Source organism: Pinisolibacter aquiterrae (genome assembly GCF_019160155.1).
Taxonomy (GTDB): Bacteria; Pseudomonadota; Alphaproteobacteria; order Rhizobiales; family Ancalomicrobiaceae; genus Pinisolibacter; species Pinisolibacter aquiterrae.
Genome location: NZ_JAFNIH010000035.1, coordinates 211,138 through 237,353, shown reverse-complemented (window position 1 = coordinate 237,353; position 26,216 = coordinate 211,138). Strand labels below are relative to the sequence as shown.

At 67.1% G+C, this 26,216-nt stretch carries 29 protein-coding genes; 15 read left to right on the top strand and 14 right to left on the bottom strand.

The window, feature by feature from the left end:
* Nucleotides 1-198 precede the first annotated feature (198 nt).
* The 4 genes from J3S89_RS14770 to J3S89_RS14755 are packed head-to-tail and all read left to right on the top strand — an operon-like array spanning nt 199 to nt 2,927.
* Nucleotides 199-1,323: a flagellar basal body P-ring protein FlgI gene (locus J3S89_RS14770; RefSeq protein ID WP_217928425.1), complete on the top strand. Its 1,125-nt coding sequence runs from the start codon at nt 199-201 to the stop codon at nt 1,321-1,323.
* A complete protein-coding gene (locus J3S89_RS14765) occupies nt 1,323-1,649 on the top strand; it encodes a rod-binding protein (RefSeq protein ID WP_217928424.1) in 327 nt (108 codons plus the stop codon). The genes J3S89_RS14770 and J3S89_RS14765 overlap by 1 nt, the downstream gene beginning before the upstream one ends.
* On the top strand, nt 1,646-2,140 hold the full coding sequence (locus tag J3S89_RS14760; RefSeq protein ID WP_217928423.1) for a hypothetical protein: 495 nt from the start codon (nt 1,646-1,648) through the stop codon (nt 2,138-2,140). Before J3S89_RS14765 ends, J3S89_RS14760 begins: the two co-directional genes overlap by 4 nt.
* A gap of 37 nt (nt 2,141-2,177) precedes the next feature.
* Nucleotides 2,178-2,927 (top strand): hypothetical protein, encoded by a 750-nt coding sequence (locus tag J3S89_RS14755; RefSeq protein ID WP_217928421.1) that lies wholly within the window; start codon nt 2,178-2,180, stop codon nt 2,925-2,927.
* A gap of 162 nt (nt 2,928-3,089) precedes the next feature.
* Here J3S89_RS14755 and flaF read toward each other — a convergent pair whose 3' ends face one another.
* The 3 genes from flaF to J3S89_RS14740 all read right to left on the bottom strand — a co-directional run bounded on the left by flaF (nt 3,090) and on the right by J3S89_RS14740 (nt 5,162).
* Entirely contained in the window at nt 3,090-3,455 is a 366-nt protein-coding gene (flaF, locus tag J3S89_RS14750) for a flagellar biosynthesis regulator FlaF (protein WP_217928419.1), read from the bottom strand.
* Entirely contained in the window at nt 3,448-3,831 is a 384-nt protein-coding gene (locus J3S89_RS14745) for a flagellar biosynthesis repressor FlbT (RefSeq protein ID WP_217928417.1), read from the bottom strand. Before J3S89_RS14745 ends, flaF begins: the two co-directional genes overlap by 8 nt.
* Nucleotides 3,832-3,977: 146 nt before the next feature.
* Entirely contained in the window at nt 3,978-5,162 is a 1,185-nt protein-coding gene (locus J3S89_RS14740; protein WP_217928415.1) for a flagellin N-terminal helical domain-containing protein, read from the bottom strand.
* A gap of 295 nt (nt 5,163-5,457) precedes the next feature.
* Here J3S89_RS14740 and J3S89_RS14735 point away from each other — a divergent pair, with 295 nt between their 5' ends.
* Nucleotides 5,458-5,787 (top strand): hypothetical protein, encoded by a 330-nt coding sequence (locus J3S89_RS14735; protein WP_217928414.1) that lies wholly within the window; start codon nt 5,458-5,460, stop codon nt 5,785-5,787.
* Between the two features lie 274 nt (nt 5,788-6,061).
* Nucleotides 6,062-7,237 (top strand): flagellin, encoded by a 1,176-nt coding sequence (locus J3S89_RS14730; protein ID WP_217928412.1) that lies wholly within the window; start codon nt 6,062-6,064, stop codon nt 7,235-7,237.
* 127 nt (nt 7,238-7,364) lie between these two features.
* Here the strand turns inward: J3S89_RS14730 and J3S89_RS14725 are convergent, their stop codons facing one another.
* The 5 genes from J3S89_RS14725 to J3S89_RS14705 form a co-directional block, all read right to left on the bottom strand.
* Nucleotides 7,365-8,231: a hypothetical protein gene (locus tag J3S89_RS14725; RefSeq protein WP_217928410.1), complete on the bottom strand. Its 867-nt coding sequence runs from the start codon at nt 8,229-8,231 to the stop codon at nt 7,365-7,367.
* A gap of 25 nt (nt 8,232-8,256) precedes the next feature.
* Entirely contained in the window at nt 8,257-9,090 is an 834-nt protein-coding gene (locus tag J3S89_RS14720; protein WP_217928409.1) for a hypothetical protein, read from the bottom strand.
* 77 nt (nt 9,091-9,167) lie between these two features.
* Nucleotides 9,168-10,667, bottom strand: a complete 1,500-nt coding sequence (locus J3S89_RS14715; protein WP_217928407.1) for a flagellin — start codon at nt 10,665-10,667, stop codon at nt 9,168-9,170.
* Between the two features lie 14 nt (nt 10,668-10,681).
* On the bottom strand, nt 10,682-12,475 hold the full coding sequence (gene flgK / locus J3S89_RS14710; protein ID WP_217928405.1) for a flagellar hook-associated protein FlgK: 1,794 nt from the start codon (nt 12,473-12,475) through the stop codon (nt 10,682-10,684).
* A 39-nt stretch (nt 12,476-12,514) separates the two neighbouring features.
* Complete coding sequence (locus J3S89_RS14705) at nt 12,515-13,840, bottom strand: flagellar hook protein FlgE (protein ID WP_217928404.1); 1,326 nt, start codon at nt 13,838-13,840, stop codon at nt 12,515-12,517.
* 240 nt (nt 13,841-14,080) lie between these two features.
* Here J3S89_RS14705 and J3S89_RS14700 point away from each other — a divergent pair, with 240 nt between their 5' ends.
* The gene (locus tag J3S89_RS14700; protein WP_217928403.1) at nt 14,081-14,926 is read left to right on the top strand and encodes an AAA family ATPase; all 846 of its coding nucleotides are present in this window, start codon (nt 14,081-14,083) and stop codon (nt 14,924-14,926) included.
* 67 nt (nt 14,927-14,993) lie between these two features.
* Here J3S89_RS14700 and J3S89_RS14695 read toward each other — a convergent pair whose 3' ends face one another.
* The gene (locus J3S89_RS14695; protein WP_217928402.1) at nt 14,994-15,221 is read right to left on the bottom strand and encodes an FmdB family zinc ribbon protein; all 228 of its coding nucleotides are present in this window, start codon (nt 15,219-15,221) and stop codon (nt 14,994-14,996) included.
* Between the two features lie 76 nt (nt 15,222-15,297).
* Complete coding sequence (locus tag J3S89_RS14690) at nt 15,298-15,918, bottom strand: hypothetical protein (protein WP_217928401.1); 621 nt, start codon at nt 15,916-15,918, stop codon at nt 15,298-15,300.
* Between the two features lie 79 nt (nt 15,919-15,997).
* Between J3S89_RS14690 and J3S89_RS14685 the strand changes: the two genes are divergently transcribed.
* The 7 genes from J3S89_RS14685 to J3S89_RS14655 all read left to right on the top strand — a co-directional run bounded on the left by J3S89_RS14685 (nt 15,998) and on the right by J3S89_RS14655 (nt 22,462).
* Nucleotides 15,998-16,573 (top strand): DUF2975 domain-containing protein, encoded by a 576-nt coding sequence (locus tag J3S89_RS14685; protein WP_217928400.1) that lies wholly within the window; start codon nt 15,998-16,000, stop codon nt 16,571-16,573.
* A gap of 9 nt (nt 16,574-16,582) precedes the next feature.
* The gene (locus J3S89_RS14680) at nt 16,583-16,813 is read left to right on the top strand and encodes a helix-turn-helix domain-containing protein (protein WP_217928399.1); all 231 of its coding nucleotides are present in this window, start codon (nt 16,583-16,585) and stop codon (nt 16,811-16,813) included.
* Between the two features lie 184 nt (nt 16,814-16,997).
* Nucleotides 16,998-17,552 carry a SixA phosphatase family protein gene (locus J3S89_RS14675; RefSeq protein WP_217928398.1) on the top strand — a complete coding sequence of 185 codons (555 nt, stop codon included), beginning with the start codon at nt 16,998-17,000 and terminating at the stop codon, nt 17,550-17,552.
* A gap of 98 nt (nt 17,553-17,650) precedes the next feature.
* The gene (locus J3S89_RS14670; RefSeq protein ID WP_230489049.1) at nt 17,651-19,237 is read left to right on the top strand and encodes a YcjX family GTP-binding protein; all 1,587 of its coding nucleotides are present in this window, start codon (nt 17,651-17,653) and stop codon (nt 19,235-19,237) included.
* Entirely contained in the window at nt 19,234-20,271 is a 1,038-nt protein-coding gene (locus J3S89_RS14665; protein WP_217928397.1) for a YcjF family protein, read from the top strand. The genes J3S89_RS14670 and J3S89_RS14665 overlap by 4 nt, the downstream gene beginning before the upstream one ends.
* Before the next feature lie 132 nt (nt 20,272-20,403).
* Nucleotides 20,404-20,829, top strand: a complete 426-nt coding sequence (locus J3S89_RS14660) for a universal stress protein (protein WP_217928395.1) — start codon at nt 20,404-20,406, stop codon at nt 20,827-20,829.
* Between the two features lie 139 nt (nt 20,830-20,968).
* A complete protein-coding gene (locus J3S89_RS14655) occupies nt 20,969-22,462 on the top strand; it encodes a hypothetical protein (protein ID WP_217928392.1) in 1,494 nt (497 codons plus the stop codon).
* A 19-nt stretch (nt 22,463-22,481) separates the two neighbouring features.
* Here J3S89_RS14655 and J3S89_RS14650 read toward each other — a convergent pair whose 3' ends face one another.
* Nucleotides 22,482-23,267 (bottom strand): glycosyltransferase family A protein, encoded by a 786-nt coding sequence (locus J3S89_RS14650; protein ID WP_217928391.1) that lies wholly within the window; start codon nt 23,265-23,267, stop codon nt 22,482-22,484.
* A 105-nt stretch (nt 23,268-23,372) separates the two neighbouring features.
* Here J3S89_RS14650 and J3S89_RS14645 point away from each other — a divergent pair, with 105 nt between their 5' ends.
* Nucleotides 23,373-23,885, top strand: coding sequence for a hypothetical protein (locus J3S89_RS14645; protein WP_217928389.1), 513 nt, complete (start codon nt 23,373-23,375; stop codon nt 23,883-23,885).
* A gap of 3 nt (nt 23,886-23,888) precedes the next feature.
* On the opposite strand, the gene J3S89_RS14640 is transcribed toward J3S89_RS14645, so the two are convergent.
* Genes J3S89_RS14640 through J3S89_RS14630 form a run of 3 tightly spaced genes read right to left on the bottom strand, consistent with a single transcriptional unit; the run spans nt 23,889 to nt 26,069 of the window.
* The gene (locus J3S89_RS14640; RefSeq protein WP_217928388.1) at nt 23,889-25,064 is read right to left on the bottom strand and encodes a vWA domain-containing protein; all 1,176 of its coding nucleotides are present in this window, start codon (nt 25,062-25,064) and stop codon (nt 23,889-23,891) included.
* 15 nt (nt 25,065-25,079) lie between these two features.
* Nucleotides 25,080-25,463, bottom strand: a complete 384-nt coding sequence (locus J3S89_RS14635; RefSeq protein ID WP_217928387.1) for a hypothetical protein — start codon at nt 25,461-25,463, stop codon at nt 25,080-25,082.
* 51 nt (nt 25,464-25,514) lie between these two features.
* The gene (locus J3S89_RS14630) at nt 25,515-26,069 is read right to left on the bottom strand and encodes a cysteine hydrolase family protein (protein WP_217928386.1); all 555 of its coding nucleotides are present in this window, start codon (nt 26,067-26,069) and stop codon (nt 25,515-25,517) included.
* Between the last annotated feature and the right edge of the window lie 147 nt (nt 26,070-26,216).

Below are 26,216 nucleotides of genomic sequence, written 5' to 3'. Positions count from 1 at the left end.
TTTTGCCGACGGGTCACCGCATCTGTCTAGCACGAATCGGCACGATTTGCCCCTCGCGCGATCCCGCCGCCGCCGCCGGATCCCGCCCGCGCGGCGGTCGGCCTTTCGTTTCAGCGACTTGGCGGGACGGCGCGCGAGCCCCTCGATCTGGCACGGCCTTCGCAGATGAAGACGCGAGATTTGGGGAGATCTCCATCGATGTTCAGCTACAGCCGTACCCTCGTCCGCGCGGTCCTGGTCGCCGCCTTCGCCTTCGGCCCCACGGCCGAGAGCTTGGCCGCCGCCTCGCGCATCAAGGACCTCGCCTCGATCGAGGGCGTCCGCGAGAACCAACTCGTCGGCTACGGCATCGTCGTGGGTCTCGCCGGCACCGGCGACAGCCTCAACAACGCGCCCTTCACCAAACAGTCGCTGCAGGCGATGTTGGAACGCATGGGCGTCAACACCCGCGGCGCCTCGATGCGCACCGCCAACGTCGCCGCCGTGATGGTGACGGCCAATCTCCCCCCCTTCGCCACCCAGGGCACCCGCATCGACGTGTCGATCTCCGCCCTCGGCGACGCCAAGAGCCTCCAGGGCGGCACCCTCCTGGTGACCCCGCTGATCGGCGCCGACGGCGAGGCCTACGCCATCGCCCAAGGCGCGCTCGCCGTCGGCGGCTTCACCGCCAAGGGCGACGCCGCCTCGGTGACGCGCGGCGTTCCGACCTCCGCCCGCATCGCCAACGGCGCCCTGGTCGAACGCGAGGTCGAGTTCAAGCTCGGCGCCCAGAGCACCGTGCGTCTCGCCCTGCGCAACCCCGACTTCACCACCGCCCGCCGCATCGCCATGGCGATCAACGATCTGATCGGCGTGCCCTCGGCCGAGCCGATCGATCCCTCGACCGTCCGCCTCACCCTGCCGCCGAAGTTCAACGGCAACATCGTCGACCTCATCACCGACATCGAGCAACTGGCGGTCGAGCCCGATCTGCCGGCCAAGGTGGTGATCGACGAGGCGACCGGCATCATCGTCATGGGCCAGGACGTGCGCGTCTCCACCGTCGCCGTCGCCCAGGGCAATCTGACCGTCACCGTCTCCGAGATCCCCGAGGTGAGCCAGCCCAACCCCTTCGGCCAGGGCCAGACCGTGGTGGTGCCGCGCACCCAGGTCACGGTCGACACCCAGGACAAGAAGAAGCTCGGCATCATCCAGCAGACCGTCTCGCTGCGTGAACTGGTCGACGGCCTCAACGCGCTCGGCGTCGGCCCGCGCGACATGATCACCATTCTCCAGGCGATCAAGGCCTCCGGTGCCCTCCAGGCCGAAATCGAGGTGATGTGATGGGTTACGACGCCACCCTCTCCCTCGCGGTCTCCGCCCCGGCCCTGCATCAGGTCCCCACCACCCTGCCCAAGACCGCCACCCGCGAGGAGAAGGCCCGCGCCCAGGCGACCGAATTCGAACAGGTCTATCTCGCCACCATGCTCAAGCAGATGTTCGCCGGCCTCTCCACCGAGGCCCCCTTCGGCGGCGGACAGGCCGAGGAGACCTGGCGCGGCATGCTGGTCGATCAATATGCCCAAACCATCTCCAAGGCCGGCGGCGTGGGCATCGCCGACTCGGTCTATCGCGATCTCCTCGGTGTACAGGAAGGCGCCCGCGCATGACCCCCGATCTCGTCCTGATCCAGGCCGCCCAGGCGGGTGACCGCGCCATCCGCACCGCCGACGAGGCCCGCGCCTTCGTCGCCGAGTTCGAGGCCGCCATGGGGGCGTTGATGGAGACCATCGAGGAGGAGACCGCGCTCGTCCGCGCCGGGCGCCTCTTCGCCGCCACCGACGTGATCACCCGCAAGAACGCCCAGCTCGGCCACTATCTCCAGATCCGCACGCGGCTGAAGAACGAATTCGAGACGATCTCGCGGCTGATCCCCGAGCGTCTCTCCCGGATGCGTGACGACCATCTCGCCGCGATCGAGAAGGTCCGCGCCAATCTCGGCGTGCTCGCCATCGCCCGCGAGGTCGCCGAGGGTATCGTCCGCAACGTCTCCGCCAGCGTCGGCCGTCAGGCCGCGCCGCGCACCTATGGCCGCGACGCCGCCGCCCTCGCCTCCTCCCGCTTCGCCGCCCGCGGCATCGCCGTCGATCGCCGCAGTTGACGGCCTCACCACTCGACGCCATCCACGAGGACGCCCTATGTCGCGCCCCGAGATCTACCTCGCCACCCCGGCCTACGGCGGTCAAGTGACGACCGCCTACATGTTGTCGGTCCTCGATCTCACCCGGAGCGCGCCGGAGATGGGGTTCGACGTCTCCGTGAACCTGCTCGGCAAGGACTCGCTGATCACCCGCAGCCGCAACACGCTGGTCGCGCATTTCCTCGGCGGATCGACCGCCTCCCACATGATGTTCATCGATGCCGACATCGGCTTCCGCCCGGAGCAGGTGAAGCGAATGCTCGACTTCGACGCGGACGTCGTCGCCGGCATGTATCCGCTGAAGGCGCTGCGCTGGGAGCAGCCGGCGACGCTGAAGCACCCCGAGGACCCGCGCACCGCCCTCCTCCACTACGTCGGCCAGTTCGAGACCGGCGAGGCCCTGGCGACGCGGGACGGCTTCGTCACCGGCGTCTATTGCGGCACCGGCTTCATGCTGATGAAGCGCTCCGTACTGGAGAGAATGGTCGCCGCTCACCCCGAGACCGCCTATCGCAGCGATCACGTCCACACCGCCTCCGGCGCCGGCGGCGGCGCGGCCCATGCCCTGTTCGAATGCCTGATCGATCCCGACACCGGCGAATATCTGAGCGAGGACTTCGGCTTCTGCCGCCGCTGGCGCGCCCTCGGCGGCACCCTCTGGCTCGACACGCTCGGCAGCCTCTCCCACACCGGCCCGATCGACTTCGTCGGCGATCCCGCCTCGCGCTTCTGGCCGCCGCGCGCCTGAGCAAGCCGTCGACGGCGCCCCAGAGGCCGGGAACGACACGCCGGGCCGAAGCCTCACCGCCGTTCACGAACGCCCCACACCCCAGAGATGCGCGCCCCCCCCCACGAACGACGACGGCCGCCCGAGGGGCGGCCGTTGCATGAGGCAGACATTCCGGGTCGCTCAGGAGCGCAGCCCTTCGGCGATCGCCCGGTTGATGTCGACCAAGGGCGCGATCCCCTCCGGCGACGGATCGGCCTGAACCTCGATCGTGTGCTTGAAGATGAAGATCGAGATGTTGAACAGGTTGTTCTTGTCTTCCTGCGGCAGCGGATTGCTCGGGCGCAGGATGAGATCGATCAGCACGGTCCAGAGCTTGCGATTGTAGGTCAGGGCGTTGAGAAGTTCGTCCCGACGGGTGTCCCAATGATCACGAACCGCCTGGAGCTGAGCGGCGGCCTTGAGGAGAAGCATCGATTCCAGATCGCGTCCGGTGACCACGGCGCGCCGGGTCTGCTGATAGGCACGTGCGGCATGATTGTTATACATGATGGATCCGCTGCTCCTCGTATTCGATCAGACGCTTCGCCTGTTTGATCCCTTTATAGAAATCGCCGATTAATAGGCAGTTATCGATCGCATCGAGAATGTCACGAGCGCCCGGCGCGGCCTCTCCGAAGTCCTTCGCCAAGGCTCGGTACTCCTCTAAGACGGTTTCGTCTCCGCGTTTCAGATAGATCAGCTGCACGGCCAGATAGACCAGCTTTGCCGGCGTGTCCGCCTGACGCGCAGGCAACACGTCTTTTTCGCGCAGGATCGGCGCATCGCCCTCGATGAAGAGCTTGGCCCGACCACCACCGTTGGTGATCAGGCTCTCGCCGATGATGATGCGCTCGCCCGGCTTGATCTCCACCTTGAGCGTCATCGCCCTCTCCTCGACTGTTGCGGAAGCCCCGCTCCGCGTGCGGTTCGCCCCAAGGCGACGAGGCTCGGCCCGGATACGGCGAAGCGGACGCGAGGTCGTCGCGCCCGCCCACCGAGAGGCCCTCGTCTCTTCCGTGTGGTTCGGCCTCAGCCGAACAGCTGCAGCACGCTCTGATCGGCCTGGTTGGCCAGCGACAGGGCCTTGGTCGACAGGCTCTGTCGGGTCTGGAGCGCCAGCAGATTGGCGGATTCCGAATTGGTGTCGGCGGCCACGAGCCCGTCGGCGCCGGTCGTCAGGGTCGACACCATGTTGTTGGTGAAGTCCTGTCGTGCCTGGACGATGGCGAGGTTCGAACCGAAGGTCGACGACTGCGTTCGAAGCGTCATCAGCGCCGAGGACAAGGTGTCGAGGATCTTGTTGACCTGCTTGTTGGTCTGGAATCCGCCCTCGTTCTCGGTATCGAGACCGAGACCCGACGAGTTGAAGACCGTACCGTTGATGACCATCTTCGACTGATCCGAGCCGGTCTTCTCGTTCAGGATCGTCGTGAGGTCGTTGCCCATCAAGAGGTTGATGCCGTTGTAGCCGGAGTCCTTCGCCATCTGGTCGATCTGGCCGAGGATGTCGTTGAACTGCTGGCGATAGGCGTCGCGAGTCTCGGAGGTCTCGGCGGTGTCGGACGACGCCGTGGTCGAGAAGCCGAGCGCCGTGATCGTCGCGGCCGAGCCGATGATGGACAGATCTTCGCCGCCGGTCTCTTCGATCTCGATGGCGCCGTTGTCGTCGATGACGGCGGAGACGTCGAGCGAGGAGGCGTTGATCGCCTTCAGCAACGCGCCGACGGTGGCATATTCGCCCGAGCCGGTGCCGATGGTGAAGGTCTTCACCGAGGTGCCGGTCAAGGAATTGCCGGTGGTGATGGTGAAGTCGGTGCCGTCGGCGACGCCGAGGTCGGTCACCAGATTCTTGGCCTTGGTCAGATCCTCGACCGAGCCGGTGACGATCGCGTCGGTCTCGCTGTCGGCGGTCTGCAGCGCCTGCTTGGCGGCCGACTGCGCGTCCTTCACCAGCGAGGTGATCGACTCGATGCCGTTCGAGGCCGCCTGAAGCGTCTGGATCGAATTCGCCACGCCGTCGAGAAGATTGGTCAGATCACCGGCGCGATCGTTGAGCGAGGCGGAGGTGAAATAGTTGACCGGGTTGTCGAGTGCGGTGTTGACCTTCTTGCCGGTGGCCAGACGGCTCTCGGTCATGGTCTGGTTCGTCTTGATCGACTGCAGCGAGTTGAGGTTCTGACGAACACCGGTCGAGAGAATCGGACTTGTGGACATGGCGGACTCCGTGGGGAACGATGGCTTCCCAAAGCTGCGTTGTCATGATTAACGCCGATTAGGGTTAACAGCGGTTTAATGCTGCGCGCCCTCGGTTCGCGACCGTCGATCTCGCCCGAAATACTCTATGCCGTAAGGTGATGTCCTCATTCCACCCCCTTCCGGACGTCGCCACCTCGGGTTGATGAAACACTCGATCGACTTTGAATCGATTCGCGATGTTGAGTGAAATAGTGAAGACACGGATGGATGGTATCGATCGTGGCATCTTTGCATTGAAGAGGCGATGCAGGCCATGAACATGAGTATCGCCCAGGTGTCGGCGTTCCCGCCGACCGGCGAAAGACACCAGAGAAGCGCGGCGGAAGCATCCCCCGCGCCCCGCTCCGCGACCAACGCGAGCACCGACGCCACGCGTCGGGACAATTCGCCACGCGAGATCCCGACCGCCAACAAGATCATTTTCGACGACGCGGGCTTCACCGTCGTGCGGACCATCGACGTCGACACCGGAGACGTCGTCGCGCAGAACCCGACCGAGGCCTATCTGCGCCTCGCCCACGCGATGATCGACGTCGTCAAGGTCGATGCCGCCGATCGGTCGAGAACCGACGTCTTCGCTTGAATCGGTTCGAGTTCGCGCACCGCGCGGGAGGCCCCGCGACCGGGCGAATCACCCCCGCGCGCCTGGGTCGGTGGAAGTCGAAGCCCGATGCAATCTTCGAGTGAATTCACACACTTAGGTATTCGTTAAGCATAATTCCAAGCATTCGTCCCGAAATCTCGCTCGTGAGAATTCGAGCCTCGAACTTAACCCGTGCGAAACTTCCCGCCGACATGATCGCCGCACTCCTCAGAACGAGGAGGCGTTCACACCCCCAAGAATGGGATTGAGTATCATGTCCGCTATCCTTTCGACCGGCGTCCGTCAGAACCTCAACTCGCTGCAGTCCATCAAGTCGCAGCAGACGATGACCGAGAGCCGTCTGGCCACCGGCAAGAAGGTCAACTCGGCGCTCGACAACCCGGTCAACTTCTTCACCTCCGCCTCGCTGAACGATCGTGCCGGCGACCTGACCAACCTCATGGATGGCATCTCCAACTCCATCCAGACGTTGCAGGCCGCGTCGAACGGCATCACGTCGATCACCTCGCTCGTCAAGGACGCGCAGTCGGCCGCCAAGCAGGCCCTGCAGACCGCCGACAGCGAGACCGACGCGATCGTGACCGGCTCGGTCGAGGATCTGACCAAGTCGAAGAGCATGGTGACCGATCTCGGCGTCGCGGACGGCACCGACATCACCATCACCACCGGCAACTCGACCACCGGCACCTCGGTGAAGACCTTCACCATCGGCACCGGCTCGGGCGAATACGACACCGTCGGCTCGCTCCTCAAGGCGATCAACGCCTCCTCGCTCGACGTCTCCGCCGTCATCGACGACAACGGCGCGATCTCGATCGAAGAGACCGGCGGCGAGGATCTGTCCATCACCGGCTCGGCCGCCTCGATCACGTCGCTCGGCTTCTCGACCACGGCGTCCTCCGACACCGCCGAGACCTCCGAGACCCGCGACTCGTTCCGCCAGCAGTTCAACGACATCCTGGTCCAGATCGACCAGATGGCGAAGGACTCCGGCTACAACGGCATCAACCTGCTGATGGGCAACGATCTGACCACCACCTTCAACGAGAAGACCGGCAAGGATCAGTCCACGATGACGATCTCCGGCACGGTCTTCAACTCGTCGGGCCTCGGCCTCGACCAGGAGAGCGAAGGTGGCTTCCAGACCAACAAGCAGGTGAACAAGGTCCTCGACACGCTGACCTCGGCTCTGACCGATCTGCGGACCCAATCGTCGACCTTCGGTTCGAACCTGTCGATGGTTCAGGCGCGCCAGGACTTCACCAACAACATGGTGTCGACCCTGACCACCGGCGCCGACGGCCTCGTGGCTGCCGACACCAACGCGGAATCCGCGAACCTGCTGGCCCTCCAGACCCGTCAGAGCCTGTCGACCAAGGCCCTGTCGCTGGCCAACCAGGCCGACCAGAGCGTGCTGTCGCTGTTCTGATCGCAGTCGCGACGCGAACGAGAGGCGGCGGGGCCGAGGCCCCGCCGCCTCTTCGCGTTTCGGAAGACCCGTGCTCTCGGACGGCCGATGGCATCGATCGGCGGGAGAGGCGCTCCGGCGCTCCGTCTCACGCCTTCGCGGCGAGCACCCGTACGAACCAACGATCGTCGCGCCCGCGCGACCGCTTGGCGACGCCCTTGACCCGCACCTTCGGATCGCTCTTCAGCGCGATCAGCGCGTGCCCCATGAAGCGCGCCACGCCGGAATGGACGATCGCCTCGTCCATCGCCGCCCAGATCTCGCCGCCGGTGCGCCGCCAGCGGTGACAGAAGGCGATGTCCTCGCCCACCAGATAGCCGCCCTCGTTGACGAACGTGTCGAAGCAGCGCAGCAGCCCGCCCTGGGTGAGCCCCCAGGCGCGCACCTCCGCCGCCGGCTCCTCGACCCAGAGTGAGGGATTGTCGTCGCGGATCGCCAGCAGCGCCGCGCGCGAGACCAGCATCACCCCGGTCCCGACCAACCCCATGCGCGCGAACCCGTCGACCATACGGATGACCCGCCGCCCCGAGGGGTGCAGCTCCTCCCACAACTCCTTGCCGCAGACATAGGTGGAGGTGACGAGACGGGCCCGCATCGTCGCCATGCGATCCTTGGCCAGTTCCTCGCCGAGTTCCTTCCAATGCGTCAGCTTTTCCGGATAGACCGAGGCGACGAAGGGACGGCCGGCCTTCAGCATCTTGGCGATCAGCGACGGCGAGAAGGCCATGTCGGCGTCGACGAAGAGGAGATGGCTGTAGCTCGGATCGTCGATGACGATGCTCGCCAGGATGTTGCGCGCGGTCGCGAGCACCGGGACGTTGATCACCTTCTGCTCGAAGATCACGTCGGGGGCGCCCCGCGCGAAGGCGGAGACGAGGCCGGCGATCGATTCGTGATAGCCGACGTGCACCTTGTCGCCGTAGGCCGGCGTCGCGATCAGGATCTTGGTGGTCATCGCCGCCCTCCCCTCGCGGTCGGCCTCACGCGACCGGCTCGGCGCTCGTCGAAAGGGCGATCACGCGCATGTCGTCGCAGTTGGCCTGGACGTGGGTGAGGAAGTGACCGACGTAGTTCTGCGCGCCGAGCCGAATGATCGCCTCGTCGACGCAGGACCAGATCTCTCCGCCACACCCCTTCACCCAGCGATCGGAGAAGGCCACGTCCGAGCCGGTGTGCGAGCCGTCGTCGCCCGGCACCATGTCGAAACACTGGAGATAGCCGGCTCCCGCGCCGAGACCCATCTTCACCAGCCAATCCTGCGGCTCGGCGACCCACAGCTCCGGCATCCGTTCGCGCATCCGGTCGAAGGCCTCGCGCGCCACCAGGAGCATCCCGGTGCCGGCCCGCGTCACCCGCACGAAGCCGTCGACGACCTCGATCTCCTTCTTGCCGTCCTTGGCCGGGCGCCCGACGATCGCGTCGCCGTCGAAGACGTAGCGCACCGACTGCATCTGCGCCTGGAGCGTGTTGGGCGAGCGCCGGATGGCGGCGCGGAAGGCCTCGAAATCGGCCGCCTTCTCCGGATAGATCACCCCCACCACCGGCTTGCCGAAGGCCAGCATCTTGGCCACCAGCTCCGGCGAGAAGCTCATGTCGGGATCGACGAAGAGAATGTGCGTGGCGCTCGTGTCGGCGAGAAAGTTCGAGGTGAGCACGTTGCGCGCCATCGGGAAGAACGACGTCGACAACACGTGCGTCGTGAAGCCGATGTGCGGAAACTCGCGGGCGAAGAAGCGGATCGTATCGAGGATCGACACGTGACACCCGGTCGAGATGGTGTCGCCGTAGACCGGCGTGGCGATGATCACCTTCATGGGCGGCTCTCCCTCTTTCGTTGACCCTTAGTTAAACAAGGTTAACGAAGAGTGAAGGGACCGCCCCCCGACCACCGTCACAGATAGTTGGTCAGCGTCAATTTGTAGAGGATCGCGGAGGCCTTGTAGCTCGCCTCGATCTGGGTCTGGAGCGTCGTCATCTTCACCGCCACCTCGGTCTCGTCGATGCCGAGGGCGCCGTCGACGGCGGCCTGATAGGTGTTGTTGGCGACGGTCATGCGCGTGTTCGCCGATTTGGCGGTGCTCTGCGCGCCGGCGATCTCGGCCGCGACCGACTGCAGCGAATCCGAGCCCGTCGTCGCCTCGAGCGGCCCCTTGGTGCGCTCGACGACCGAGGCGAACAGCGCCTGGTCGGTGTCGGTGCCGCCCGAGACGTCGATCGTCGAGAGAACCGCCAGCTGCTTGATCTGCGAGGTGAAGGCCCCCTCGTTGGCGCGCACGCCGTAGTTCACGGTGAGCCCGTCCTCGACCTCGGCATGGGCGTCGGCGCGCGGCGTCTCGGCGTCGTTGGTGCCGCGATACCACATGACCGTGTCGGCCTCGGTGCCGGCCACGAGCTCGGTCGCGGTGTCGTAGGGCGGGCCGTCGACCCGCATCGGCGCGGCGCCGCCGGCGGTATCGAAGAAATTGTTCGCGGCCGCCTCCGCCGAGGCGGCGGTGAGATCGGTCTTCGCGGTGGTCTCGAGCTGCGCCTGCAGGGCCGCCTGGATGTTCGCCGCCGTCTCGTCGGTGGTCGCGCCGATGGCGAAGGTGCCGTTGGCGGTATCGGCCTCGGTCCCGGCGGTCAGCGTCACTTTGGTGGTGGTGCCGTCGGGAAGCGTCAGCTCGATGTCCATCGCCTCGCCGGCGGTCGGCTGGCCGGTCACGTCGATCGAGAGCGACGCGGGCGTGCCCGACGGGCCGGTCGTGGTGACGTTGGAGAGCGTCGAGGTGACGCCCGTGAGCTTCATGCCGAAGACGTGCGAACCGTCCTCCGCCAGGGTCACATCGGAGCCGGACGAGGTGAGATCGAGCCGGCCGAGCCCGTCCGAGCCGAGATCGGCCTGAAGGCGCTGCGCCGCGACCGTCTTGTAGCCCGCCTGGACGCCGTTGCCCTCGAGCATGGTGGTCAGGTCGACCACCGGGCTCACGTCGCTCGCCTTGCCGGCGAAGACGAATTGCCCGTCGACGTCGGTGTTGAGGGTGGAGATGTAGGTCTCGAGCGCGTTCTTGGCGACGATCTGCTCGGAGGTCTGCCCCGAGGACGTCAGCTGATAGCCGTTGGTCCCGAGGACGCCGGAGAGGTCCTGCGACACCGTGCTCATCGCGTCGAGGCTGTTGCCGAGCACCGACAGGCGCGTGTTGATCGTCGTGATCGTCGACTGATAGCTCTCGTTCTGGGCGATCTTCGCCTGGAACGCGAGGGTCAGCGAGCGATTTTCGATCCCTTTGTAGGTCGGCGCCTTGAGCTGCGAGACCTCCTGCTGGGTCAGATCGCTCATCTGGGCGCGCTGCGCGCTCAGCCGATTGGCGAGGGATCCGTTCAGGCCGGTGTAGGAATAATTCTTGATGTCCATCGCCCCGCCACTCCTCACATCGCGTTCATCAGGGTGTCGAGCATGCTGCGCAGCGTCGACAGAACCTGAGCATTGGCGGAATAATAGGACTGCAGCTGAATGAGTTTGGTCAGCTCGGTGTCGGTGTCGACCGCCGAGGCGTCGCTCATCCGCGATTGCAGGTTCGACTGGATCACCGACTGGTTGTCCGCGAGCGTCTGCTGGGTCTCGGCGCGGCCGGCCCAATAGGACACCATCGAATTGGCGAAGGAGGCGATCGTGCCGGTCTTCGGCGCGCTGCCGTTGCCGAGCGTGGTCGTCACCGTGCCGTTCGAGAGCGCCGCGAAGAGCGCGTCGGGACGGGTGGAATCGCCGACCTCGGTCGTCGAGGAATAGGCGACCAGCAGCGACGGATCGGCGGTGATCGCGGAATTGACCCGCAGGCGCGAGGCGAGCCCGTCGATCTGCGCGCCCTGATCGAGGCTGCCGCTGTAGATCGTGCCCGCGTCGGTGAAGAGCGGAACGCCGGCCGAGCCCGACTGCGTCGTCGTCGCCGTGACCGTCTTGGTCAGGCCGTCGACGGTGACCGCGCCGGTGCCGGCGTCGAGGATCTGGATGGTCGACCCGCTCGGGTTCGAGACCGCGAAGGAGGAGCCGAGCGCCGCCTGGATCTGCGAGGCGACCGAGGCGCTGCCGCCGGAGAAGTCGATCCCGACCACCGTGTCGTTCGGATCGAGCGTCGCGTCGTCGGAGAGCGGCAGGGCGCTCGGGTCGTTCACCGCGATCAGCGAGACGGTCTTGCTCTCGCCGGTGACGGTGTCGGTATAGGTGAGCGTCATCCGATTGCCGGAGACGAGATCGCCGGTGTCGACGGAATAACCCGCCTGGGTGCCGGAGGTGACGGCGGTCCCGGCCGAGGTCGTGTCCGACATCGCCGAGGCGAGCCCGGCGGCGACCTGATCGAGCTGGCTCTGGACCTGCGGCAGGATCGTGTCGCGAACCTCGTAGAGCGCCTTCAGCGAACCCGAGCCGATCATGCCCGAGGAGATCAGCTCCGTGCCGGTGCCGTGGCCGTCGTCGATCCGCAGGTCCCCCTGACCGTCGACGACGAGTTGCGTCGCGCGGGCATTGTCGACGAGCGTCAGACCCGACCCGGTCGAGACCCGCAGCGCCCCGTCGTCCTGGGGCTTCACCTGCACGTCGACATAGGTCGACAATTCGAGGATCGCCTGATCGCGCTGATCCTCGAGCCCGGTCGAATCCATGCCGGTCGCCCGGAACTGGATGATCTTGGCGTTGAGGTCGGAGACCTGCTGGGTCAGGCGATTGACCGAATCGACCCCTTCGGAGATCGAGACGGAGACGGAGTCGGAGAGATCCGACACCGTCGAGGACAGCGAGTTGAGCGTCTGCGACAACACCGTCGCCGAATTCACCACCTGGATCTGCGCGGCGGTGCTGTCGGGCTGCGCCGCCAGCGTCTGCAGATCGGTGGAGAAGGACGACAGCGCCGTCGGCAGCGCCGCCCCGGTCTCGGTCGAGCCGAGCAGCGTGTCGACCTGATCGAGATAGGTGCTCTTGGTGTCGAGATAGGACGACGTCGCCGTCGAGGAGGCCAGTTGGTCGAAGACCTCCTGGTCGAAGGCGCGGGTCACGGTCGTGGTGAAGCCGATCAGCCCGGTGGCTGCATAGATGCCCTGGGTGCTGGTCGATTTCTTGGTAAAGCCGTCGGTGGAGGCGCCGGCGATGTTCGCCGACACCAGAGCCGTCGCCGTCTGCGTGACCTTGAGGCCACTCGCCGCGATGCCCACCGTCGTCGTGAGACCCATTGCCCTACCCTTTCGGCGAACGCCGTCCGATCACGCCCGTCAGCGGATGATGTTGAGGACGTCCTGCATCATCGTGTTGGCGGTCGACATCACCTTGGAGTTGGCCGAATAGGCCTGCTGGGTGACGATCATCTTGGAGAACTGATCGGTGATGTCGACGTTGGAGGCTTCCAGGGCCGAGCCCTTGATCGAGGAACTGTCCGAGAGATAGGGGCTGCCCGACCCCTTGGTCGCCTGATAGGCGTTGCCCGACACCGACAGGAGTTCGGAGTCGCCGTCGAACGAATAGATGCCGATCTTGTAGAGATCGATCGTCTTGCCGTTCGAATAGGAGGCGGTCAGGATCCCGTCGGAGCTGATCGACAGGCCCGTGTAGGAACCGCTGCCGTAACCGTCCTGGCCGATGTCGGTCTGGCTGACGGTGGTGCCCGAATTGTACTGGGTGAGATTGCTGCCGTAGTTGAAGGTCAGCGCCCCGAGCGCGGTCCCGTCCACCGTGAGGCCGGTCAGGCTGAGCGAGCTCGACGTCGGCGAGGTCAGCTTGCCGGTGCCGTCGAAGGTGAAGGCGGAGCTGGTCGCCTGGGTCCACTGGGCGGCGGAGCCGGTGGCCGCGGAATCCGACTTGTAATAGAGGTTCCAAGTGCCGCTGGCGGTCTTGGCCCAACGCAGGTTGAGCGAGATCTCGTTGCCCTGCTCGTCGTAGACCGTCGCCGAGCCGCCGGAGAGCGATTCCGCCAGGAAGGCGGTGCTGTCGGCGGCCGCGATCTCGGTCGGATAGTTGGTGCTCGCGGTCAAATCGGTCGCCGAGATCGTCGCAACCGAGCTGTCGGAGGGCAGATTGGCGGTGTAGTCGATCGTCGTCGTCGCCTTGGCCGGAATGATCCCGGTATCGATCTTGATCGGCTCGGCGGTCGTGCCGGTGACGTTGCCGGTGACCGGGTCGACCGGAAGGCCGTCGAGATAATAGCCGGCGCTGTTGGTCAGATAGCCGCTGGCGTTCATCGTGAAGTCGCCCTGGCGGGTATAGTAGTTGACGCTCGACAGGACCGTGCTTCCGTCGACCTCGCCGGTCTTGGCCTGGACCTGGAAATAGCCGTCGCCGCTGATCGCCATGTTGGTGGAGACCGAGGTCGCGGAAATGTTGCCCTGGACGGTGTTGGTGGAGACCGACCGCGCCGAGACCGAACCGGAGTTCTGCGAGGCGGCGGTGGTGCCGGCCGAGGTCAGGAGATCCTCGAAGGCGGTCTCGACCGACTTGTAGCCGGTGGTCGAGGAATTGGCGATGTTGCCGGAGATGTTCTGCAGCGCGTAGGCCTGGGCCTGGAGGCCGACCACCGCGTTGCTCATTGCGTCATAGACACCCATGGAAGGCTCCCAGGATCGAGGTCCGGGCCGACGGACCCGTTCACCCTGTGGGATGGCAAGTCGCGTGCCAGTCCGATCCCGTGGATTTTGCTGTGTTTTTCGCGAGCCGCCGCCGCTATGCTGCGGTCTCTGCCGGGCAGGTTCGACCGATCGCCCGGAATTTTCTGCCCGGCCGGCCCGCCGCCCGGGACCGCGGGCGCCCCGTTCGGGGCCCGGCGACGACCACCACGGGGACGATCCATGCGTTTCGAAGGAACCACCGACTACGTCGCCACCGAGGATCTCAGGATCGCCGTCAATGCCGCGATCACTCTCGAGCGGCCGCTTCTGGTCAAGGGCGAGCCCGGCACCGGCAAGACCGTGCTGGCGCGCGAGATCGCCGGCGCCCTCGGCCTGCCGCTGATCGAATGGCACGTGAAGTCGACCACCAAGGCGGCCCAGGGCCTCTACGAGTACGACGCCGTGTCGCGCCTGCGCGACGGCCAGATCGGCGACGAGCGGGTCAAGGACATCCGCAACTACATCAAGCGCGGCAAGCTCTGGGAGGCCTTCACCGCCGACGAGCGCCCGGTGCTGCTGATCGACGAGATCGACAAGGCCGACATCGAATTCCCCAACGATCTCCTGCTCGAGATCGATCGCATGGAGTTCCACGTCTACGAGACCGGCGAGACCATCAAGGCCCGCCGCCGCCCGGTCGTCATCATCACCTCCAACAACGAGAAGGAACTGCCCGACGCCTTCCTGCGCCGCTGTTTCTTCCACTACATCCGCTTCCCCGACGCCGAGACCATGCAGGCGATCGTCGACGTCCACTTCCCCGGCCTGAAGAAGCAGCTGCTCGAGGAGGCGCTCCGGATCTTCTTCACCGTGCGCGAGGTGCCGGGCCTGAAGAAGAAGCCCTCGACCTCCGAACTCCTCGACTGGATCAAGCTCCTGCTCAACGAGGACATCGACGAGACGACGCTGCGCCAGTCCGACCCGCGCAAGGTGATCCCCCCGCTCGCCGGCGCGCTCCTGAAGAACGAGCAGGACGTCCACCTGTTCGAGCGGCTGGCGTTCCTGTCGCGCCGCGACGGGCGCTGACGCCGGTTCCGACCGAGCGGGACGACCTCGCCCCGCTCGTATTTCCTCTTCCTCTGCGCCGAGGGCCTCAGCCGCCGTCGAACGCCGGACAGACCGCTCCCGCGCACCCGCCCATCCCGGCGGCGCAGCCCATCGGTGCCGGCTCGTCGTTCGACTTCTGCGGCGAGGCGATCAGCGACAATTGCCGCTCGAGATCGACACTCCCGCAGGCCGGGCACTGCGGCGTCTCGCCGCCGCGCACCAGGGTCGAGAACGGCTTGCCGCAGGCGCGGCATTCATAGGCATGGATCGGCACGGCACCCTCCTCGTCTCTCCCTTGCGAATAGGGACGAGGGCGCCGCCGATCAAGTGCGGAGGAACCCGGGCGGGGCTCACTTCGCCTCGCACACCTTCGCCTCCGCCGCGAGCTTCTCCGCGCCGACCAGCTTCACCAGATCGACGTCGTCGAGAACCGTGAGATATTCCCCGGTCTCGGCCGTCTTCAACCAGGTCGAGACGTGGAACGCCTTCGGCGAGGGCGCGCCCTCCGGCCGGCAGCCGTCGACGCCCACCGACAAGGTGCCGGCGAAGGCGCCCGGCTCCTTCGCCGCCCGCGCCGCCGCCCGCTGGCGCGCCTCGAGCAGACGCGGGATCTCGGCCGGAGGGATCCGATAGGCCCGCGCCGTCTGACCCGGCTTCGGCTTCACCGCGCCGAGCCCCGTCTCCGAGGCGAGCGGCACTTCCTCCAGCTGGATTTCGATCTTCTCCTCGTCGCCGCCCCCTCGGCGGACCTGGGAGATCACGAGCTTCGCCCCGCCATGCGCCGGAAACGCCTCCTGCGGCATCGCCACCGCGGCGCGCAGACGCGCCGGATCGGTGGTCAGCGGATCGAAGGACCGCAGAGCCCAGATCGTCCGGGCCGGAACATGCGTACAGGCGGCGAGCGCCGCCGCCAGACCGAGCGCGAGGACGGGGCCGGCCAGACGGCGGGCGACGGAAACGGAACGAACCATGGACTTCACCTCTTGGATTGACTTTTTATTGTTTTACGATAATTTTTTCTCACGTCAATCCATATCAACGGAGCCGCCCATGACTCTCTCGGACACCACCCTCTCCCCCGCCGTCACGCCCGAGGCCGCGCTTCGCGCCCGCATCGGCTGGCTCTGTCACCTGTTGCGGCTCGCCGCTGTCGCCTATGCGGTCTGGGTCTTCGTGCTGATCGCCCTGCATTGGTCGGACGGCCCGGAGGTGACCCGCGCCTATTCCCATTGGCTGCGCGCGACGCTGACCGAGGTCCCGCCGGCCCACCGCCTGGGCGGCTTCCTCGTCCACATGGTGAGTTGGGGATTGCTGGTCGGGGCCTGCGTCGCGATGTGGCGGTTGTTCTCGGGCTTCCTCGCCGGCCGCGTCTTCACGCTCGACGCCGCCCTGACGCTGCGCCGCCTGGCGCTCTTCGGCCTCGCCTCGGAGGCCGCCGACATGATCGGCCGGCCGCTCCTCTCCGTCCTGGTCAGCCTCCACATGCCGCCCGGTCAGCGCCACCTCGGCTTCTTCTTCCGGACCGACGACCTGTTGAATCTCATGTTCCTGGGTGGACTTCTGGCCCTGGCTCAGGTCTTCAAGGTCGCCGCCGAGATCGCGGAAGACAACGCCGCAATCGTCTGAGGACCGTCCATGCCCATCGTCGTCTCCCTCGACGTCATGCTCGCCCGCCGCAAGATGCGTTCGCGCGATCTCGCCGCCCGCATCGGCATCACCGAGCAGAACGTCTCCCTGCTGAAATCCGGCAAGGTGAAGGGTATTCGCTTCGATACGCTGGAAGCGATCTGCCGGGTCCTCGAGTGTCAGCCCGGCGACCTCCTCGAATGGCACCCCGACCCGGCGGAAGCGCCCTCCTCCGACTGACCCGCCCTCCACCGAGACGAAGGCTCTCGAGGGTTGCGCCGCCTCTCGGATGCCCTCGAGTGACCTCGACAGAAACCGCCAACCTTGAATCGTGACATGTCACGACCGTCATACGGCTGTCATGGTATCGTGCATTCGGCCATGCTAATCGGCTGAGACCCTGAAACGAGCCACGAGAGCCCGCATGTCGCGCCTGTTGTTGATGCGTCACGCCAAATCCGACCGCACCGACCAGGAGATCGACGATTTCGATCGTCCCCTGGCCGATCGCGGCCGTGACACGGCCCCGCGCATGGGGCGCCACATGACCGCGCTCGGGCTCGCGCCCCAGCGCATTCTGTGCTCCTCGGCGCTGCGCTCGCGCGAGACGCTGGCCGGCCTGATCCCCGCCCTGCCCGGCGATTGCGAGATCCGCCTCACCCGCGATCTCTACATGGCCGGCGAGGACGAGACGATCGACCAGATCCGCGGCCACGGCGTCGGCGCCGCCACGCTTCTGGTGATCGGTCACGAACCCGGCCTGACCCAGACCGCCCTCGCCCTGATCGGCGCGGGCCATCCCTCGCTGATCGAGGACCTCGAGACCAAGTTTCCGACCGCCGGCCTCGCGGTGATCGACTTCCCCGCCATCCGCTGGGTCGACGTCGAACTGAAGACCGGCCGTCTCGCCGCCTTCCTGCGGCCGCGCAGCCTCGATCTGGTCGCCGAACTCGCCGCCCTCGGCGAGGGCGAGGCCTGAGTCGCACCGCCGCCAAGGGGTCATTCCGCGCTCGACCTTGGCGCGACGCCGGCCGAATGCCTACATGGGGGGTATCCCGCGTCGGAGCCCCGCCTCGCATGTCGACCGCCCACCCCCCGGAACTCTCCCTCTACGATCAGGCCGTGACCGCGCTCGCCAATGCCGGCGACTTCGCCATGGGGCTGGCGACGCCGACGCTGCGCCTCGGCGTCACCGGCCTCAGCCGCGCCGGCAAGACGGTCTTCATCACCGCGCTGGTCCACAATCTCGTCCACGGCGGCCGCCTGCCGCTGTTCGAGCCGGTGGCGCGCGGCCGCCTCGCCAAGGCCGAGCTCGAACCCCAGCCCGACGACGCCGTGCCGCGCTTCGACGTCGAGGATCACGTCGCCACCCTGATCGAGAAACGCCTGTGGCCGTCCTCGACCCGTCGCATCTCCGAATTGAGGCTGACGCTCGAGTTCCAGTCGAGCTCGTTCTTCGCCCGCGCCTTCGGTCGCGGCCGGCTCCATCTCGACATCGTCGACTATCCCGGCGAATGGCTGCTCGACCTGCCGCTGCTCACCAAGTCCTATGCCGAATGGTCGGCCGAGACCCTCGCCCGCGCCCGCCACGGCGCCCATGCCGGCCTCGCCGCCGAGTGGCTCGCCGCGACCGCGGCCGTAGACCGCGCTGCGCCCGAGGACGAGACCACCGCCCGCCGCCTCGCCGCCCTCTTCACCGACTATCTGCGCGCCGCCCGCGCCGACGAGCACGCGCTCTCCACGCTCCCGCCCGGCCGCTTCCTGATGCCCGGCGACCTCGAGGGCTCACCGGCGCTGACCTTCGCGCCGCTGGCCCTCGGCACCGGCGCCCCACCGTCGAAGTCGCTCGCCGCGATGATGGAGCGCCGCTACGAAGCCTATAAGGACGTGGTGGTGCGCCCCTTCTTCCGCGATCACTTCTCGAGGCTCGATCGCCAGATCGTCCTGGTCGACGCGCTCCAGGCCCTCAACGCCGGCCCCGAGGCGGTCTCCGACCTGCGCGAGGCGCTGACCGGCATCCTCGCCTGCTTCCGCCCGGGTCGCACCTCCTGGCTCGCCTCGATCCTGACCCGGCGCATCGATCGCATCGTCTTCGCCGCCACCAAGGCCGACCACCTCCACCGCTCCTCGCACGACCGGCTGGAGAAGATCCTGCGCCGGCTCGTCGACGACGCGATGGCGCGCGCGAGCCTCCAGGGCGCGGCGGTCGACGTGGTCGCGCTCGCCGCCGTCCGCGCCACCCGCGAGGCGATCGTCGAGCACGACGGCGAGAAACTCCCCGCCATTCTCGGCCGCCCCCTGCCCGGCGAGACGCTGGACGGCGAGCCGCTCGATCCGGACGCCGAATTCGCCTTGTTTCCCGGCGACTTGCCGGAAGACCCGGATTCACTTTTCGAAGCTCCGGCGGACTCGGAATCTGAACATGAGGAAGCCGAATCGGATTCGAAACACGAAGATCGCGCCGGCGCCGTTTCCGATTCGCGCCCAACGACTTCCGGCCATTCGCGGACTCGTCCCGCGAAGACCCGCGTCGATCCCGCCCTCGCCTTCGTCCGCTTCCGCCCGCCCCGGCTCGAGCGCACGGCGGAAGGCCTGACCCTGTCGCTGCCGCACATCCGGCTCGACCGGGCGCTTCAGTTCCTGCTCGGAGATCGGATGTCATGAGCGACGCCCCCCGCCGTCCCCGCGCCTTCCGCGTCGACGATCCCGACGTCGTGGTCGCCCCCGAGAGCGCCTCGACCCGTTTCGGCACTCGCACCGTGATCATCCCCGGTGTCGAGCCGCCCCCCGAGGCTCCGATCGAGACGGTGCTGCCGCCGTCGCGGACCCTGCCCTGGCGCAAGCTCTTCCTCGCCGGCCTCGGCGGCCTGATCTCGCTGGCGCTGGGGCTCGCGATCGACCGCCTGCTGACCGACCTCTGGGCTCGCGCCGAATGGCTCGGCTGGGTCGGCGTCGGCTTCCTCGCCCTCGCCCTCCTGGCGCTCCTCGCCATCGCCGTGCGCGAGGTCGTGGGCCTGCGCCGTCTCTCCCGGGTCGAGCACCTGCGCGACCGCGCCGCCCTGGTGTTGGCGAGCGACGACCGCCTCGCCGTGCCCGGACTCGTCGCCGATCTCGACGCCCTCTATCGCGACCGTCCCGACCTCGCCCGTGCCCGCGCCGCGCTGGCTGCCCATCGCGCCGAGGTGGTCGACGGCCGCGACCTCGTCCACCTCGCCGAGCGAGAGCTGATGGGCGGGCTCGATGCCCTGTCGCGCACGTTGATTCTCGACGCCGCCAAGCGGGTCTCGGTGGTCACCGCGATCAGCCCGCGCGCCCTCGTCGACATCGCCTATGTCGCCTTCGAGAACCTGCGCCTGATGCGCCGCCTCGCCGATCTCTACGGCGGCCGCCCCGGCAGCCTCGGCTTCCTGCGCCTCGTCGGCCGCATCTTCGTCCATCTCGGCGTCACCGGCGGCATGGCGCTCGGCGACACGCTGGTTCAGCAATTGGTCGGGCAGGGCCTCGCGGCCCGCCTCTCCGCCAAGCTCGGCGAGGGCGTCGTCAACGGCCTCCTGACGGCGCGTCTCGGCCTCGCCGCCCTCGACGTCGTGCGCCCCCTGCCCTGGGCGGCGCTGCCGCGCCCGGCCTTCTCCGACATGATGAGCGAACTGACCCGCACGGCCACCTTCGGCAAGGTCGGCGAGCCCCCCGCTCCATGAAGAGCTGCCATCTCGGAACGACTTGCTTGACCTCTCGCAATGCGCGACTTTGGTCGGAGTCTATCGAGGTCGTCGGATCGCCCGAGACGGCGGCGCGAGAGCCGCCCATGGGCCGAGGAGGAGAGTACCCGCATGTTCAAGAAGATCGTCGTTCCGGTCGACCCCAGTGAAATCGACTTCGCCAAGCCGGCCGTCGAGGCGGCTGCCAATCTCGCCGCCCAGGCCGGCGGTGAAGTGCGCCTGATCGCGGTCCTGCCGGTGATGAACGGCTACGTCTCCGAGCTGCTGCCGGCCGACTACGAGGTGGCGCTGGAGAAGGAGACCGATTCCCGCGTCCGCGGCCTCGGCTCGACCGCCGGCATCCCGGCCGACAAGCTCTCGATCGTGATGCGCACCGGCTCGGTCTATCACGAGGTCATCGACGAGGCGACGGACTGGGGCGCCGACGCCATCGTCGTCTGCTCGCATCGCCCGGTGATGTCGACCTATCTGCTCGGCTCCAACGCCGCCAAGATCGTCCGCCACGCCCCGTGCTCGGTGCTGGTGCTGCGCACCTGAACCCTCTCGGCGCGGCGGCCTGACCCGGTCGGACGCCGCGCCGAATCGCCCCGCTTTCGCGTCGACCCGGCCGAATGGCGTACCCTCCGCCCGAGCGGGTGTGATTCGTCGCCCGCCCCAGACCGAAGGGGCTGCGATCATGACCGAACCGACACGCGAGACGACGGCACCGGCCGAGGCCGCCGATCGTCCGACCGTTCGCACCTTCGACGTCTTCGACACCCTGATCGCCCGGCGCTGCCACGAGCCCTGGCGCGTCTTCGAGGCCCTCGGCGAGAAGGCCGGCATCGCCGATTTCGTCGATCGCCGCCGCAAGGCCGAAGCCCGTGTCGCCGGCCGCCCCTACACGCTCGACGACGTCTATGCCGAACTCGGCCGCGATCTCGGCCTCGAGGCCGACGTGGTCGCGGCGATGAAGGCGCTCGAGATCGAGCTCGAACTCGATACCGCGATCCCGATCGCCCAGAACATCGCCGCGGTGCGCGACGGCGACCTGCTGGTCTCCGACATGTATCTGCCGGCGACCGCCATCCGTGGCCTGCTCGCGCGCGCCGGCTTCTCCCGCGAGGTCGGGTTGGTGGTGACCTCCGCCGGCAAGCACCACGGCTGGATCTGGCCGAAACTGAAGGAACGCGTGACGATCGAGGAACACCTCGGCGACAACGCCCATTCCGACGTCGCCTCGCCCAAGGCGCACGGCGTTCCCGCGCGCCACACCACCGCCTCCGTCCCCTCGCCGATCGAGCGCATCCTGCTCGACCGGGGCCTGCGCGATCTGGCCCTCGTCGCCCGCGAGACCCGGCTCGCCACCTGGACCACGACGCCCGGCCACCGCCTGCTGCAACTGGTCCAGGCCGGACTCAATTTCCCACTACTCTATCTGTCGAGCATCGTGCTCGCCCGCCGCGCCCTGGCGCTGGAGGTCCCTCGCGTGCTGTTCTCGGCGCGCGACTGCAATCTGTGGATCCACGCCTTCTCGGACATCCTGCGCCGCACCGGCACCGCGATCGAGCCGCGCTATCTCCTGACGAGCCGCCTCGCCCGCATGCGCGCCTCGCCCGACTACCTGGCCTATGTCGAGGACGCCCTCGCCCCCGGCGCCGTGGTCGCCGACATCTGCGGCACCGGCGCCTCGCTCGCCCGGCTGATGCCGGCGCTCGGACGCGAGGGCCAAGAGGTGTTCTTCATCCACAAGGTGCGGCCGCAATCGGCCGGCGTCGCCACCCCGCCCGAAAGCGCCTGCGCCGTCACCGCGATGATCACGCCCGAGATGGGCGAATTCGACAATCGCCATTTCGAGATGGCCAATTACGCCGGCCACGGCATGGTCGAGGACGTGATCGCCTTCGAGGGCGGTTTCGCCCCGCGTCTCGCCCCGGAGACCCGGAACGCCGCCACCCTCGCCGCGATCGCCGAGCAGCGCGACACCTTCATGAAGGCGCTCGAGATCTCGCGCCGCCATCGCCTCGACGACGCTTTCGCCCTCGACGACGAGGCGATAGTCGCCACCTGCCTCGAGCTCTACCGCCAACTGTGCGGTCAGAAGAAGCTGTTCGATCTCTTCGCCGAGAGCCATGTCGAGGAGGACACCCGCGTCATGGCGGAATCGCGCGCCCACGGCGTGGCGCTCTGAGCCGCCCCGGCCGACCCGCTCAGCCGAACGGCAGCCCGGTCAGCCGCGACAGGATCACCTTCTCGCGCGGCGTGAGCGTCGCGATGTAGCGATCGGCGCCGGAATGATCGACGGCGGGCTTCGCCCCTTCCGGCGGCGTCTCGCCGATCGCCCGATAGATCGGGATCCAGAGACACAGGTAGGCGACGGTCGGCTGCGCCAGCGCCACCGCCTTCAACTGCGCCTTCTGCAGCGCCGCGTAGAAGACCCTGTCGCCGATCCCCGACAGGGCCTTCGGGATCGCCGCGAAATGATGGATCATGTGAAAGGCGCCGGGCAGGAAGAAGAAGCAGTTGGTGTCGACGTGGCTGCGGATCGGCTCGTCGCCGATCGGGATCACGCTCTCGTCCGGCCGCCGCATCGTCCGCCGCGCGATCACGTAATCGACGTCGGCGACCGCCTCCGCCGCCTTGAGGCAGGCCTCGACGTGGTTCGGCTCGTACCAATTGTCGGCGTCGCAATAACAGATCGCGTCGTAGCCCTCGGAGATCGCGAGCAACGAGCCCACCCCGCGCGGCGTGTTGCCGTAATCGCCGTGCGCCCGGTCGAGACGAAGATGGCGCACGCCGGCGCCGTCGATCCAGTCTTGCGGGAAGCCGTCGGCGACCAGCATGTGATCGACCACCACGCCGGCCGCCTTCGCGGTCTGACCGGCGACCGAACGGATCGTCCGCTCGATCAGCGCCCGATCCTCTTTGTAGTAGGCGGTGATCACCAACACGCGGGGGCCGGCCCCGCGATCCGCCGGGTTCGTCGTCTCGCTCATGGGTCGTCCTCCGATTCGGGTCCGCCCACTCTAACCGCGAAAGCACCCGCCCGGGTTTGACCGCGCCCCGCCGTCCGTGTTCCCATCTGCCGGAGGGAGAACAGAATGACGGGCGTCACACTCTTCGTCTTCCGCTGGGTCTTCATCGTCGTCGGCGGTTTGTTCTTCGTCGTCGGCCTCCTCGGCGCGCCGACGCGCGGCACGCCCCCTCTCGCCTCGCTGGCGGAGCGGGCCGAGACCACGGTCGCCGATTCGGAGGTGGTGCTCACCGGCTACGTCGGCGGCAACCCGCGCTGGGCGCCACGCATCCGCGTGCGTTGGCCCCCCGGTGGCGGCGACGTCGCCCTTGTCGGCGCGATGAACGCCGGTACCGATCGCGGCAACCGCGCGATTTCGCAGGCGCTGGTCGATCGGTGGCCGGCCGGCAGCCCGATCCGCGTCCGCGTCGCCGAAGGTCTGCCCTGGGCCGACACGATCGACTGGTTCGCGCTGATCTGGACGATCGGCGCCGTCGTGCTGGGCGGGATCGTCTTTCTCGTCGGCGTGCTGGTCAACCGCGTGCTGGCGCCGCTTCCCCCGAGCGGCCCGGTGCGGCGGATGCGCGATCCGAGCGCGTGAGCCTCACCGCGCCAGTTCGCGCGCCGCCCGGTCGAGGCCCTCGAGGGTCAGCGGGAACATGCGCTCGCCCATCAGCCGCCTCACCATGCCGATCGAGGGCGTGTAGCCCCACCAGTCCTCGGTGGTCGGATTGAGCCAGACGGTCTTCGGATAGACCGTCGTCACCCGCTCGATCCAGGTGGCGCCCGCCTCCTCGTTCCAATATTCGACCGACCCGCCCGGATGCGAGATCTCGTAAGGCGACATCGACGCGTCGCCGACGAAGATCACCTTGTAGTCGGACGGATATTTGTGCAGCACCGACCAGGTGTCGATCTTCTCCGTGGTGCGGCGATCGTTCTTCTTCCACACGAAGTCGTAGAGACAATTGTGGAAATAGAACCACTCCATGGTCTTGAACTCGGTCTTCACCGCCGAGAACAGCTCCTCGCAGACCCGGACGTGGTCGTCCATCGAGCCGCCGACGTCGAAGAAGACCAGGAGCTTGACCGCGTTGCGCCGTTCCGGGCGCAGCTTCACGTCGAGATACCCCCGTTCGGCGGTCGACTTGATGGTGCCGTCGAGATCGAGCTCATCGGCCGCGCCGGTGCGGGCGAAGCGGCGCAGGCGTTTGAGCGCCACCTTGATGTTGCGCGTGCCGAGCTCGACCGAACCGTCGAGATCCTTGAACTCGCGCTTGTCCCAGACCTTGACCGCGCGGCGGTGGCGCGACGTCTCCTGCCCGATGCGCACACCTTCCGGATTGTAGCCATAGGCGCCGAAGGGCGAGGTGCCGGCGGTGCCGATCCACTTGTTGCCGCCCTGATGGCGCCCCTTCTGCTCCTCGAGCCGCTTCTTCAGCGTCTCCATCAGAGCCTCGAACCCGCCGAGCGCCTCGATCTTGGCCTTCTCCTCCTCGGTCAGAAACCGCTCGGCGAGCTTTCTCAGCCACTCCTCGGGGATCTCCGCCTCGGTCGCCTCGCTCATCAGGTCGAGACCCTTGAAGACGGCGCCGAAGACGCGGTCGAACTTGTCGAGGAACTTCTCGTCCTTGACCAGACAGACCCGGGCGAGGTGATAGAAATCCTCGACCCGCTTCTCGGCGAGATCCTTCTCCAACGCTTCCATGAGCGTCAGATACTCCCGCAAAGAAACGGGAATTCCGGCAGACTTCAGTTCGGTGAAGAAGGTGATGAACATGAAGAACACCGCTCCTCAGGATTCGTGATATTTATAGAGACCGGGGCTGAAGTCTTTCCTGTAATTCATTTGCGTCATAGCCTCGGCGATCCCCTCGAGCCGCCGAAGGTTCGGCTCCATCAACTGAGCCGAAAAGTTGTAATGGGGGTATTTCCCAGCAATGTCGGGGTGGAGAAAGGCGGCGACGTCGACGTCTGCCTGCGAGACGTAACGTCCGGCCCATTTCTCGACGAGATGCTTGAGCGAATATCGCTTCGAACATTTGTTGGCGATCTTCAGTTGAGCGTCCAACCACTCGTAGGCAATGCGAATGCAATCGTCGCTTTCGTGATGGGGCGGCGCCTGATTGGAATAGACCACCGCGGTCTTGGCCTGTGAAATCGCTTCGGCGCTCAGCATGCGGTCCTCCTCGATCGAACCCCGTTCGATCCCGGGCGCCTCGTCGATCCGTCATGCCGAAAGAGCGTCCACCCCCACCACCTTACAGAAATCCGCCGCCAGCGTCGCCACATGGGCGCGGTGGAGCTCGGCCGCCGGGATCGTCCCGTGGCCCAGCACGTCCGGCAGATCGCTGCAGTCGCAGGCGTCGTGAACCATCACCATCTCCCAGCCCATGTTGGCGCCGGTGCGGATGGTGGTGGAGACGCACATGTCGGTGGCCCAGCCGAAACAGACCACCCGCTTCGCCCCGAGCCGGCGCAATCTCAGATCGAGATCGGTGCCGATGAAGGCCGAATTGACCGACTTGATCACATGGCCCTCGCCCGCGCGCGGCTCGAAGCCGGGGCGCATGTCGTAGCCCGCGTGGCCCGGGCGGAACCACGAGTCCGGCTCGACCGAGGCATGCTGGACATGGATGATCGGCAGCCCGCGCGCCCGCCAAAGGGCGAGCAGCCTCAGACCGTTCTCGTCGAGCTTCGGATTGCCGCGCGCCGGCCGGCCCGGCAGGTCGATCGCCTTCTGCATGTCGATGGGAAGGAGGACGGCGGCGTCGAGATCGATCATTCGGGAGCTCCGGCTGGGCCGCGATCCTGCCATGTCCGGCGCCGGCTTTGAAGCCGGCTCCTCATCACGCAAGCGTTTTCGTCCGCCCGGTTTCGCCCGTCCCCTCGGCGGGTTAGGCTCGCCTCCCTTCGCCGACACGGGATCCGC